The sequence below is a fragment of the Roseateles sp. P5_E8 genome (assembly GCF_054177665.1).
On record NZ_JBGCUM010000010.1, the window covers coordinates 23,296 to 35,709 of the forward strand.

General features: G+C 69.8%; 9 protein-coding genes. 3 read left to right on the forward strand and 6 right to left on the reverse strand.

The genetic code is table 11. The features are described 5' to 3' along the window. Positions 1–4 precede the first annotated feature (4 nt). The 6 genes from ACXRVZ_RS08190 to ACXRVZ_RS08215 form a co-directional block, all read right to left on the reverse strand. On the reverse strand, positions 5–2,443 hold the full coding sequence (locus ACXRVZ_RS08190; RefSeq protein ID WP_457423876.1) for a PAS domain-containing protein: 2,439 nt from the start codon (positions 2,441–2,443) through the stop codon (positions 5–7). Positions 2,444–2,543: 100 nt separating this feature from the next. Then, a complete protein-coding gene (locus tag ACXRVZ_RS08195) occupies positions 2,544–3,725 on the reverse strand; it encodes an EAL and HDOD domain-containing protein (protein WP_457423874.1) in 1,182 nt (393 codons plus the stop codon). Positions 3,726–3,965: 240 nt separating this feature from the next. After that, a complete protein-coding gene (gene flgL / locus ACXRVZ_RS08200) occupies positions 3,966–5,267 on the reverse strand; it encodes a flagellar hook-associated protein FlgL (protein WP_457423872.1) in 1,302 nt (433 codons plus the stop codon). Positions 5,268–5,275: 8 nt separating this feature from the next. Next, positions 5,276–7,255, reverse strand: a complete 1,980-nt coding sequence (gene flgK, locus ACXRVZ_RS08205; RefSeq protein ID WP_457423870.1) for a flagellar hook-associated protein FlgK — start codon at positions 7,253–7,255, stop codon at positions 5,276–5,278. Positions 7,256–7,275: 20 nt separating this feature from the next. Beyond that, on the reverse strand, positions 7,276–8,154 hold the full coding sequence (gene flgJ, locus ACXRVZ_RS08210; protein WP_457423868.1) for a flagellar assembly peptidoglycan hydrolase FlgJ: 879 nt from the start codon (positions 8,152–8,154) through the stop codon (positions 7,276–7,278). A gap of 1 nt (position 8,155) precedes the next feature. Beyond that, entirely contained in the window at positions 8,156–9,262 is a 1,107-nt protein-coding gene (locus tag ACXRVZ_RS08215) for a flagellar basal body P-ring protein FlgI (RefSeq protein ID WP_457423866.1), read from the reverse strand. Between the two features lie 220 nt (positions 9,263–9,482). Between ACXRVZ_RS08215 and ACXRVZ_RS08220 the strand changes: the two genes are divergently transcribed. From ACXRVZ_RS08220 to ACXRVZ_RS08230, 3 genes are all read left to right on the forward strand, one after another. Further along, positions 9,483–9,884 carry a hypothetical protein gene (locus ACXRVZ_RS08220; RefSeq protein ID WP_457423864.1) on the forward strand — a complete coding sequence of 134 codons (402 nt, stop codon included), beginning with the start codon at positions 9,483–9,485 and terminating at the stop codon, positions 9,882–9,884. A 382-nt stretch (positions 9,885–10,266) separates the two neighbouring features. Continuing rightward, on the forward strand, positions 10,267–11,313 hold the full coding sequence (locus tag ACXRVZ_RS08225) for a glycosyltransferase (protein ID WP_457423862.1): 1,047 nt from the start codon (positions 10,267–10,269) through the stop codon (positions 11,311–11,313). 163 nt (positions 11,314–11,476) lie between these two features. Further along, complete coding sequence (locus ACXRVZ_RS08230) at positions 11,477–12,400, forward strand: glucosamine inositolphosphorylceramide transferase family protein (RefSeq protein WP_457423860.1); 924 nt, start codon at positions 11,477–11,479, stop codon at positions 12,398–12,400. Positions 12,401–12,414 lie beyond the last annotated feature (14 nt).

Sequence of the window (12,414 nt, forward strand, 5' to 3'; positions counted from 1 at the left end):
CCCCTCAGAAATTTGGTTTTGTCGCCGGATTGTGAACCACGCTCGGTGGAATCAGTTCCAGCCGGCAAACGACGTCCTCGCCCTGCTGTTCCAGGCTCAGGATGGCGCTGCGCCGCGGCAGCAGCGCGCGCACCAGGCCCAGGCCCGAGACGCCGCTCTTGACGTTCTGCAGCGCGAAGCCTTCGGGCAGGCGGCCGGTGTTGACGATTTCGACCGTCACGCCGGTCGGGTCGCAGATGAGCTGGCAGCGCACCTGGGCCTCGTTGCCATGCTTGAGCGCGTTGCCCAGCAGCTCGTTGAGGCTGAGCGCGATGGGAATGGCCTCGGCCTCGGGCAGGCACCAGTCGTCCATCAGTGCGCCGCCCTCGGCTGCGCTGGTGATGACGCGGCCCTGCATGCGCTGCACCGAGCCGACGATGGCGTCGAACACGCGCTTGAGCAGCAGCGGGCCGGTGGCGCCCACCTGAAGGCCGTAGACCTGGGCGATGGCCTGCACCTGGCCCACGGCCTCCTTCAGCACCCCGGCGACCTCGGGCCGGCGTACCGCGATCTGCTGCAGCAGGCCCGCCACGCCTTGCAGGTTGTTCTTGATGCGGTGGTGCACCTCGCGCACCAGCAGCTCGCGCTGCGAGATGGCGGCCTGCAGGCGGGCCTGCTCGGCGGCGCGCTGATCGGTGACGTCGCTGGCCACCATCAGCAGCAGCTCCGGCGAGTCGTTGCCGGCGGCCAGGTGCAGCAGGCGCGCGTCCCAGATGCGCGTGGCCGGGCCGGCGGGGACGTGGTATTCGCGCTGCACCACGGTCTGCGACTCCAGCGCCTCGCGCATGTCGGCCGCGACTTTCGCGCCCTGCTCGGCGCCGAACAGCTGCACCGGCGTGCCGCCCAGCAGCGCGGCTTCCGGGCGGCCGGCCAGCATGGCGGCGGCGTGGTTGAGCTTGACGATGCGCAGGCTCTGCGCCTCGTGCAGCGTGATGGCCAGCGGCGCGCCTTCAATGATGCGGGCCAGGGACGCCTGCGCCAGGCGGCTCTGCGCCTCGGCCTGGCGGCGGCGGTCGATGTCGAGCAGCGCGTAGGTGGTCTGGATCTGGCCCTGCTCGCGCGGCGTCTGCACCGCGTTGCCGATGACCCAGAACTCGCGCCCGTCGCGCCCGCGCAGCCGGCACTCGAACACGTCGGCGCCCGGCTCGGCGTGGAAGGCGTGCTCGTTGTCCTCGGGTGCCAGCACGCCCATGGGCTGGCCCAGCACGTCGTCCAGCTCGCAGCCAAACATGCGCCGCGCCGAGCGGTTCATCCATTCGATGCCCTCGGGGCCGACGGTGACGATGCCCACCAGCACCGAGTCCAGCACGGCGCGTTCACTCTCGGCGCGCAGCAGCAGCGCGTTCTCGGCCTGGGCCTGGGCGGTCACGTCCAGCGTGACGACCGAGGTGGAGCGCCGCCCGCCGGCCAGCAGGCCCGGTGCCACGCGGGTCAGCAACCAGCGCCGGCCCAGCTCGGGGTGGCGCACGGCGTAGCGCACCTCGACCGCATCGCCCTTCTTGAGCGCCCGCTGCAGGCGCTCGAACTCGGGCAGCGAGGCGGGCTCGACGATGTCGCGGTTGATGCCCTGCAGCGAGGCCACCGGCTGCTTGGTGCCGGTCTTGAAGGGCGAGCCCTTGCGATGCGGCTTGAGCCAGCCAGCCTCGGGCTGGAAGGTGGCCAAGCCCACGGCGGCCGTGTCCATCAGCGCGTCGAGCTGCTGGTGGGCCAGGTCACGCTCGTGCAAGGTGCTGTGGTCCTCCAGCTGGGCCAGCAGCAGCGCACGGCCGTCGTTGCGCCACAGCCGCAGCCGCGCCTGCAGCCAGCGGTGGTGGCCTTGCGGGTCGACGAACTCGGCCTCCATGACGAGGGGCGGGTCCTGCAGGCGCTGGGCCGTCAGCGCCGGCAGCGGCGCGCCGCGGTGCCAGCCCAGCAGGGCCTGCAGCAGGTCCGGCAGATCGTTCAGATGGCGTGGCGAGCCGGGGCAGAGGGCGTCGAAGGCGGCGTTGCGGCGCAGCAGTGCGCCGCTGCCGGCATCGGCCAGTGCCGCCGGCTGGGGCGACAGGGCCAGCCATTCGACCAGCGGCGGCTCACCGCTTTCGGCAGCGCTCAGGCGCGCGTGCAGCAGCCAGTTGGGGCGGTCGCGCAGCAGGTGCAGCGTCGCGCGCTGGCCGTCGGCGAGCTTGAGCGGCGGCGCAGGCGGTGGCGCGCGGCCCGCGTCTATGGCCCGCGCCGCCTCGCGCAGCCACGTCTCCAGCCGGCTGCCGGCGGCCTGGCGCAGCAAGCGCCAGCCCTCGGCGGCGTCACCGCCCAGCCACTCGCGTGCGGCCGGGTTGGCGCGCAGCGCGGACAGGTCGGCCCGCAGCGTCAGCACCGGGTCGCCGACGAGGTCGAGCAGCGTGGCGGAGGCGGGCGAGCCGAACATGGTTCAGCCCTGCGCGAGCCGGCTCACTGGTGCACCCTTCGGCCTGCGGCCTGTCCCGCCAGGCGGGAGCGAGCTTGCTCGGGGCGGCCCGGCGCGGCGCTCATTCGAGCTGGGTCGCCTTGTTCAGCGCGCGCAGCACGCAGGCGTTGATCTCACCGGCGCTCAGCATCAGCGCATCGGCGCGCTCGCGGTAGTCGAACACGCTCTCGGACTCGATGGCGCGCACCAGTTCCAGATAGGGCAGGAAGGGGCCGGTCTCGTCGACGAGGGCCTGGCGCACGCGTTCGGGCACGGGGATCGACTGCAGCAGCTTGTCGAAGGGTGATTTCAGCATGTGGTCCAGCAGCGAGAACAGGCCGCAGATGAACATCTCGTCGCGCTGCTCGCGTTCGCTCATGCCCTGGGCCAGTTCTTCCATCAGCAGGCCGCGGCGCACCGCGCCGAACATGATGGGGCGCATGCTGTGGTCCTTGCTGGCCGTCGTCAGCAGCAGGGCCAGCCAGCGCTTCAGGCGGGCATAGCCCAGCAGCATGATGGCGTGGCGGAAGCTGGACACCTCGACCGGCAGGCCGAAGGCGGCGGAGTTCATGTAGCGCAGCAGCTTGAAGGCCAGGCTGGGGTCGCGCTTGAGGGTCTGCTCCAGGCGCTCGACGTCCTCGCCTTCGTCGACGCGGGACATCAGCTCCATGATGACTTGCAGGTCGGCCGCGATCTCGGTCTTGGTACCACTGGTGGGCTCGTAGGGGCCGTCCATGGTCCAGCCGATGACGTTGTGGGCGCCGGCCTTGAAGGCGGCCTCCACCGCTTCGGCGCCGCGGATGCCGGCGCAGACCAGCTCGGTGCCGGCCGGCGCCGTCTGGCCGGGCTCCAGCACGACCTGTTTGAAGACGGCGGCGACGGCAGCGGGCAGCGGCTCATTGGGCAGGCCCTTGAGCAGGCCGCGATGGCCGGCGCCCTTGAGCGCGGCTATTGCCGAGGCGTGGGCGGGGTCGGCGGCGATGAAGGCGGGCACCTCGATCTGGGAGGGCTCGGCCGGCGGCTGGGCCAGCAGGGCGGTCAGCAGGGCTTCACCCTGGGGGCTGATGAGGGCGCCGCCGTTGGGAAAGGTGGCGCTCAGCGCGGCCAGCAACTCGGCGTGGTCGGGCTTGGCGTCGGGCCGCAGCGGCACCAGCGTGAGCCGCGTGCCGGCGATGGCGCGCTGGCGGTCGATGACGGGCGAGTAGCCGAGGGCGATGCCGGGCAGGATGGCGTGATCGAGGGCGGCAGGGGCGTTGTCGGACATGGCGCGGCGCGGGGGGCGAGGAATGCGGCAGTCTGCCACGCCCATTCACCGGCCGTGCCGTCAATTCGTGACAGCTTCACGCGCCGCCGCTGGTATTCGGGCCGAGCGCCGGGCCGCTCCCAAGCCGGCCCGCCTGGCGATGTGCGAGCGGGGCCTTCCCCGCGAGCATCGCCGTCCCCACGGGGGACCGACTAGGCTTGCCCGCGTTCAGCGGCGCAAGACTGGGCGAGGGGCTCCATCTCACCCGGTGATGTACTGGAACAGCGACATCTTCTGCACCATGGCGTAGGTCTTCAGCGCCGTTTCATAGCCGGTCTGCTGGTTCTGGAAGTCCGAGATGCCCTTGACCATGTCCAGGTCTTCGGCGGCGCTCTTCTCGGCTTCGCTGTACTGCTTGAGCGCGGCCAAGCGGGTCTCGGTGCCGTCGAGGTTGTTCAGCCGCTCGCCGACCTGGCTGCGCGCGCTTTGCAGATTGCCCATGACGGCGTCGAGGTTGCGGATGGCGACGGCGTTGGCCTGCGTGACCTGGTTGCGCGTGCGCTGCGGTGTGTTGAGGTCGACGATGGCCTTGTCGAGGGCGTCGAAGAGCTTGAGGCTGCGTGCGGAACCGGCCACCGCGAAGGCGTCGCCGTCGACGGGTGTGCCCGACACGATCAGCGCCATGCCGTCGGCCACGATGGCCTCGCCGGGCTTGAAGCTGCCGCTGGCGACGACGCCGCCGGTGTCCTGGTCGGTCAGCGAGTAGGTCTGGCTGGGCGAGGTGCCGGCCACGTCGATGCGGTAGTTGTGGCCGGTCAGCAGCGAGGGGTCGACGACGCGGCCGCTGTCGATCCAGCCTGAGGCCGGCTTGCCCGACACCGGGTTGAGCAGCGCCACGGGCGCGCCGGCCGCCGCGCTCGCGCCCGGGTCGATCAGCTGCACGGTGGGCTTGCCGGTGACGGGGTCGGGCAGCACGGCGCTGGGCGCGGTCTCGAAGCTGCCGTTGCCGCTGGACGACTGCTCCCAGGCGCTGCGGCCGTCGATGGTGAGCTGGAAGTTGTCGAGGTTGCCGGTCTGGATGGTGCCGGACACGCCGACGTAGGACACGCCGCCGGACTGGTCCAGGAAGGGCGGGCTGGACGAGCCCTGGCCCGAGAACAGGTAGCCGCCGGAGCCGTCGGGCCGGTTGGCGATGGAGAGCAACTGGTCGCGTATGCCTTGCAGCTTGTTCGCCAGGCCCTGGCGCTCCGCGTCCGAGTAGGTGGCGTTGCCGGCGGAGACCATGGTCTCGCGGGCCTGCTGAAGCAGCTCGTTGGCGTCGCCCAGCGCCGACTCGGCCAGCGTCATGCTGTTGCGGCTGGCTTCCAGCGCGCGCTGGTTGGCCTCGACGCGGCCGATGGAGGCCAGCGCCCGCTCGGCACGCGCGGCGCCGGTGGGGTCGTCGCTGGCCAGGGCGATGCGCTTGCCCGAGGTGAGCTGCTCCTGCTGGTTCTGCAGCGCGCTCTGGCGGCGCTGCAGGTTGGCGATGGAGGCGTCGTAGAGGTTGGCGGTGGAAAGTCTCATGAGTCCCTCTATCGAGCAGCGATGCGCATCAGTTCGTCGAACAAGGTCTGCGCCGTCTGCAGCACCTTGGCGGCGGCCTGGTAGCTCTGCTGGAACTGCATCAGCCGCGAGGCTTCCTCGTCGAGGTTGACGCCGGCCTGGCCGGAGCGGTTGGTCTCGGCGTCGGTGGCGACGGTGGTGGAGACGCCGGACAGGTAGGTCGCGCTCTGCACGCGCGAGCCGATTTCGCTCATGGAGCTGGCGTAGGCGTCATTGATGGTCGAGCCGGCCGTCACGCTGCCGTCCGGTAGCAGCTGGCGGCCGACGAAGGCCTCGCTCTGGATGTTCAGGAAGGCCTTGGCGTTGCCGTTGTTCGTCGCGGTGTAGATGGTCTTTTCGAGCGTGATCTGGTCGCCCTCGCGCGGCACGCCGTTGGTACGCAGCTCGAAGCCCAGATCAATGCCGGCCGCCGGCTGGTTGCCTATGGCCTGGCCGGCGCTCCAGTTGCCGTTGAACACGCTGCCGTCGGCCAGCGTCAGCGTGTAGGGCACGGTCCTGGTGGTGGCGTCGGGCGTGCCGAAGGCGATGGTGATGGGCGCCTGGTTGGCGTCCACGTTGCTGTTGACGGCGTAGACGCTGTCGATGGTGAGCGTGCCGGTGTTGTTGACGGAGGCGGAGGCCGTCAGCGGCGATGCGGCGGCGATGCCGTTGGGGCTGTCCAGCACACGGCGCATCTCGACGGCAGCGGCGCCCACCGGCTCGATGAGGAAGCTCTCGCCAGGCACCGGTGCCGACGGGGTGAAGCTGATCTGGAAGCCGTCGATGGTGTCGCCGTCGTTGACCGTGCGCACCAAGCCGTCGGTCATCCGCGTCAGCTCGTAGCTGCCGGGGGCGCTGGAGGTCAGCTTGTAGCTGCTGGCCTGCAGCTGGCCGGCATTGACGATGGTGGCCGCCACGCCGCTGGCAAAGGCGCCGCTGGCATCGCGCGTGTTGCTGGCAGCTGCCAGCACGCGCGGTGCCGCGACGTTGAAGATCTGGGCGCCCTGGCCGGGCGGGTTGGACAGGTCCAGGCCGAGGGCGTTCTGATCGTTGACGCGGATGCCGATGGAGGCTGCCAACTGGCCGAGCATGTTGCGGGCGTCCTGCAGGTCCTTGTTCTGGAAGGCAAGCAGGGCGCTCATGGAGCCGCCGGTCAGCACGCTTTCGTCCAGCGCGCGGTTGAAGCCGCCTTCATTGAGGGACAGCACGGCGCGCTGGGCATCGTAGGGGTCGGCCGAGACCTGCAGCGCCGAGGCCTGGTTGCCCAGCACCAGGCGCTGGCCGCCGCCGATGAAGACGCCCACGGTGTCGTCGTCGGCCGGCAGCGTCGTCACCGAGACATATTCGCCCAGTTGGGAGATCAGGCGTTCGCGCTGGTCCAGCAGGTCGTTGGGCGCATGACCGGTGCCGCGTGACTTGGCGACCTGCTCGTTGACGTTGGCGATCTGCTTGGCGAGCTGGTTGACGACGGTGACTGAGGCCTTGAGGTCACTGACGACGCCGGCCTGCAGGTCGGTGAGCTGCTGGCCGCCGTTGGAGAAGCGCACGGCCAGTTCGCTGGCGCGGCCCAGGGCCACCTGGCGGGCCGAGGGGTCGCTGGGGCGGCTGGTCACGTCGACCATGGCGTTGAGGAACTGACTGGCCGCGTAGCCCAGGCCGTCGGTGCCGGGCGGGAAGACCTTTTCCATGCGCGCCAGCTGCTCGGCGCGCGTCGCATCGGCCGAGGCGGTGGACTTGGCGGTGGAGGCCTCCTTGGTCAGGAACTCGTTGTGCGAGCGCACGACGGTCTGCACGTCCACGCCCTTGCCGAAGAAGCCCGCGCCCGTGTACTGGCCGGCCGAGGTCGTCAGCACGACGGACTGGCGCGAATAGCCGACCGTGTTGGCGTTGGCGATGTTCTGGCCGATGGTCTGCAATGCCGCCTGGTTGGCGAACATCGCGCGGGCGCCGAGGGAGAGCAGGCTGGCCATCGTCTACGTCTCTTTTGTCGTCAGGCCAGGGTGCTCTGCACGCGCTGGGTGGTTTGAATCGTCCGGGCCAGCTTCTCGGCATAGGCCGGGTCGGTGGCATAGCCGGCCTGCTGCAGGCCGCGCGCAAAGCCGGCGGCGTTGCCGCTCTGGGCCTGCGCCACGACCTTGGCATAGCGGTCGTTGCTGCCGATCAGGCGGGCGTAGTCCTTGAAGGCTTCGTCGTAGCTGCCGTAGGCGCGGAACTTGGCCGTTACCTTGACGGCCTGGCCGTTGATGACCTCGGTGGTCTTCACGTCGACGGTCTTGCCCGTCCAGCCCGGCGTGGCCTTGATGCCGAAGACGTTGTGGCTCTTGCTGCCATCGACGCCGGTGATTTCGCGCTTGCCCCAGCCACTCTCGTGGGCGGCCTGGGCCACCATGAAGCTGGCCGGGATGCCGGTGGCGGCGGACGCCGACTTCGCCGCGGCGTCGTGCTTCTGGATGAAGCTCTGCACGTGGTTCGGGATGCCCTTGTTGGCCAGCGCCGGCAGCGCCTGGGCCAGCGTCGTCTGGCTGGCCTTCTTCACGCTCTCGGGCGACAGGTCCTGGATGCCCATCTGGCGCTGCAGCTGCTTCTGGATGGCCTCGGACAGGCCGCCCGGCAGGCCGCTCATCTTGCCGGCGAACTGGGTGTCCAGCATCTCGGTGCCGAGCTGGGTCGCGCTGTTGTCCAGCATGCCGCTGGACAGCGTGGACGCGCGCATGCTCTTCATCACCTCCTGCATGAAGAGCGATTCGAACTGTTTCGCCGTCTCGCGGATGCTGGCCTTGGGGTCGCGCGCGGCCTGGGCCTTGAGCCCATTCAGCGCGTCGACGCTGCCGAGGCTCTGGCCGGAGACGGATTGGAAACTGTTGGCCATTTCAGATCACCTCAAGCTCGGCGTTCAAAGCGCCCGCGCTCTTCATGGCCTGCAGGATGGCGAGCAGATCCTGGGGCGTGGCGCCGAGCGAGTTCAGTGCCTTGACGACGTCCGACAGCCGCGCGCCGGCCGGCAGCTGGATGAGGCTGCCGGGCTCCTGGCGGATGGAGATGTCGGCCTTCTCGGTGACCACCGTCTGGCCGCTGGACAGCGCATTGGGCTGGCTGATGACGGGCGTGGAGCTGATCGTCACCGACAGGCTGCCGTGCGCTACCGCGCAGGACGACAGCGTGACCGCCTGGTTCATGACGATGGAGCCGGTGCGCGCATTGATGACGATGCGGGCGGCCGGGGAGGCCAGGTCGATGGCGAGGTTCTCGACATCGGCCAGGAAGCCGACACGCTCGTCCGGCGTGGTGGGGGCGCGCACGCGCACGACGCGGCCATCCAGCGCCTGGGCAATGCCAGCGCCCTTGGCCTTGTTGATGGCCTGGGCCACGGCGCGGGCGGTGGCGTAGTCGCTGCTGTTCAGGTCGAGCTGGATGCTGTCGCCCTGGGCCAGCGGTGTGGGCACCGAGCGCTCGACGAGGGCGCCTGCCGGGATGCGGCCGGCGCTGAGGTGGTTGATCTGTACCTTGGAGCCGCCTGCGGAGGCGCCGGCGCCGCCCACCACCAGGTTGCCCTGGGCGATGGCGTAGATCTGGCCGTCTGCGCCGCGCAGCGGTGTGGCGATCAGCGTGCCGCCGCGCAGGCTCTTGGCATTGCCGATGGACGAGACATTGATGTCCAGCTGCTGGCCAGGCTGCGCGAAGGGTGGCAGGGACGCCGTCACCATGACCGCAGCGATGTTGCGCGGCTGCATGGTCACGCCCTGGGGCAGGATGACGCCGAACTGCTGCAGCATGGCCGCCAGGCTCTGGCCGGTGAAGGGCGCCTGCGTCGTCTGGTCGCCAGTGCCGTCCAGGCCCACGATGAGGCCGTAGCCCGTCAAGGGGTTGGAGCGCACGCCGGCCACGGAGGCGACTTCCTTGATGCGGGCGGCTTGCACCGGTGCGACCGGGGCCAGCACGACGGCCAGGGCGAGGAGGATGACTTGCAGGTACTTCACTCGGCAGATTCTGCGGATGCTTGAGCCCGCGAAGCCGCAGAAAAGGGCGGTCAGCGCCGGCCTTTTCCAAACCGTCAGCGTCGGCCGCAGGAAGGGGAGGGAATTTTTACGCTGTAAGGCCGGCCGCCGCCGCGCGACCACTGGCCACCTGTGAAGCACTGAGGCGCCCAGTCGGCACAGCGATCTTTCCTATCTACCCCCCATTTCCTGGAGACCCGAGATGAAGAACCGCTTTTCCCTGCTGCCCCTCGTGCTGGCCACCGCCCTCAGCGCCATCGCCCTGCCCAGCACCGCCCAAGGCCTGACGCGCGAGCAGGTCAAGATGGACCGCGACACCTTTCTGGCGCTGATGCGCTGGGATGAGCTCACCAGCATGTGGGTGCTCAAGTCCGGCATGGAGCCGCCCAAGGGCGTCATGTCGCGCGCCGAGGTGCTGGCCATGCGCGACCAGTTCCTGCGCATGAACGTCTATGACGACACCGTCGGCAGCTGGGTGCCGTTGAAGGCGGCACGCGAGATGAGCACGCTGACGCGCGAGCAGGTCAACATGGAGACGCAGCGCTTCCTGATGATGTACCGCTACGACGAGTCGCGTAACGAGTGGATCAGCCGCGCACGCTGAAGCGCCGCGCTCCGGCGCCAAGGCGCCGCTCCCAAAGCCGCCCGACCGCCCGGTCCGGCGGCTTTCTTGCTGCAAGCTTGGGCTCAGGTCGGAAAGCGCTCGGCGTGAGATTCTGTCAATCCCAACTCCAGCCTCGCGCTGCGGTGTGGTGGGTGCCGGGACGGCAGCCTAAGATCAGCAAGCGGCCTACAGGTTTTCCCGCGGATCACGTGTTTTGCGGTCGTTTACCCCAGTTTGCCCCGTGTAACACTGACTTCGGCGAAGGCGAATGACAGGTTTCTGAATGTGTCTGTCAGTAAAGTTTTATTTACTGATCCGCCACATTTCGTTTGCCAGACCTGCCATGCCTCCGCCTTTCGAACCGCTGACCCTGGTTCATGTCGTGTTTTCGTCCCGTATCGCGGGCGGTGAGCGGCATTGCGTCGACCTCGCCAACGCCCAGGCCGCCCTCGGCCACCGTGTCCATGTCATCGGCTCGGCCGGTTCCGCCGTGGCCGGCGCGCTGGCACCGAACGTGCGTTTTCATGGCCTGAAGCTGCCGCTGCTGCGCGGCTGGCGCGTCGCCGCGCTGGCTCGCCGGTTGGGCGCCGATGTCTGCCACGGCCACCTGGGCCCCGCCTGCAAGGCCGTCGCCCATGCCCGCCGCGTGGCGCGCATCGGCACGCTTCATGTGGGCTACAAGGCCCATCACCATGCGCGGCTGGACGGCCTCGTCTGCGTCAACCGCGCCCAGCATGACAGCCTCCCGGGCAGCCGCGAAGCCCTGGCCAGCGTCATCTACAACTGGGCGCCGGAGCGCGATGCCAGGGCCGCAGCACGCCACACCGATTTGCGTGCCGAGCTCGGCCTGGTGCCCGGCCAGCTGCTGGTGGGCAGCGTCGGCCGCCTGCATGTCAGCAAGGGCATGGACCTGCTGATCGCGGGCTTCAAGGCCCACGCGCCGGCCGACGCCGTGCTGGCCATCCTGGGCGAAGGCCCGGACGAAGCCGCGTTGAAGCAGCTGGCCGCCGGCGATGCACGCATTCGCCTGCTGGGCTTCCGCAGCGATGTCGACCAGGCGCTGAAGTCCTTCGACCTGTTCGTGTCGCCGTCCCGAGAGGAAGCCTTCCCGCTGGCCATCCTGGAGGCCATGCGCGCCGGCCGGCCGGTGCTGTCCACGGCGACGCAAGGCCCGCGCGAGATGCTGGCGGGCCAGCCCGCCCGCCTCGTGCCGGTGGGCGACGCCGACCTGCTCGGTCGCGCCATCGCCGAGGAGCTGGCCGGTCTGCGCGCCATGCCTGCCGGCGCCCGGGGCGTCAGCTACGCGACCGCCACCTATGACCGCAGCAACGCGGTGGCCCGCACGCTGGGCTTCTACCGCGATGTGATGCTGCATCAGGACGCCCAGGCACAACGCTTCGAGGATGAGGAAGAAGCGATCATTGCCTAGGAGAAGGTGCGAACGGCCTCCCCACGCCCGCTCATTCCGCCGCAACGCCGCCACTCTGCGTTACAAATGCTCGCCGTAGCTCGAGCTACGGCTCCGCTTTGCGCCTTGATTGGCGCCGCCGCGACGGCCTGCTCGGTCGCGTGGAACCCGTCCACACCTTCTCATGATCAAAAGGCCCCGCACCGACTTTTGGCAAGTCGGCATCGTTCCGCTGCCCCTGCAAGACATTGATGCCAGCACGCTGAGCGCCGCCCGCGAGCGCATCACCTGGCTGCCCGAGGCTGGCCCGTGGCGCTATCTGGCCGACCCTTTCGGCCTGGTGCGGGGCGACGCGCTGCATGTCTTCGTCGAAGCCTTCGATTACCGCACCAAGCGCGCCAACATCGAGCGCCATGAGTTCGCGCTGGCCGACCTGAGCTGGCGTGGCCAGGCGACGGTGCTGGACAAGCCCTTTCACCTGTCCTACCCGCAGGTCTTCGAGCATGGCGGCGAGACCTGGATGGTGCCGGAGAGCTACCAGGCCGGCGAGATCGCCCTCTACCGCGCGAGCGACGCCTCGCTGAACCACTGGCAGCGCGAATGCGCGCTGCTGGGCGGCCTGCCGGGCGCGGACGCCTCCCTCATCGAGCATGACGGGCGCTGGTGGATGTTCTACACGCTGGTAGGCCCGAACGCGCGTGACCAGCGCGAGCTGCACGCTGCCCATGCACCGGCGCTGACCGGGCCGTGGACGCCGCTGGCCGGCAACCCGGTCCGCGTCAGCCGCGACGGCGCGCGGCCGGCGGGCCGGCCCTTCATCGCCCGCGACGGCGTGCTGGCGCTGCCGGTGCAGGACAGTTCCGCCGGCTACGGCAGCGCCACGCGGCTGCTGCGCTTCCCGGTCCTGACGCTCGAGCGCGTCGTCATCGAGGCCGGCACCGAGCGCCTGACGGGCGACCTCGTCAGCAGCAGCCACACCGCCGGCCTGCACACGCTGAACGGTTGCGGCGACGCCTTCACGCTCATCGACGTGAAGCGCATCGACCGTTCGCGCGGCCGGCAGTGGCTGGACTTCAAGCGCCGCTTGAGACGACTGCTCAAGGGCTGACCAGCAAGAAAAGG

Coding starts and splice junctions, on each gene's coding strand:
- flgK (WP_457423870.1), bottom strand. CDS start 7,255: ATGGCCAGCCTGCTCTCCCTCGGCGCCCGCGCGATGTTCGCCAACCAG.
- ACXRVZ_RS08190 (WP_457423876.1), bottom strand. CDS start 2,443: ATGTTCGGCTCGCCCGCCTCCGCCACGCTGCTCGACCTCGTCGGCGAC.
- ACXRVZ_RS08230 (WP_457423860.1), top strand. CDS start 11,477: ATGATCAAAAGGCCCCGCACCGACTTTTGGCAAGTCGGCATCGTTCCG.
- ACXRVZ_RS08220 (WP_457423864.1), top strand. CDS start 9,483: ATGAAGAACCGCTTTTCCCTGCTGCCCCTCGTGCTGGCCACCGCCCTC.
- flgL (WP_457423872.1), bottom strand. CDS start 5,267: ATGAGACTTTCCACCGCCAACCTCTACGACGCCTCCATCGCCAACCTG.
- flgJ (WP_457423868.1), bottom strand. CDS start 8,154: ATGGCCAACAGTTTCCAATCCGTCTCCGGCCAGAGCCTCGGCAGCGTC.
- ACXRVZ_RS08195 (WP_457423874.1), bottom strand. CDS start 3,725: ATGTCCGACAACGCCCCTGCCGCCCTCGATCACGCCATCCTGCCCGGC.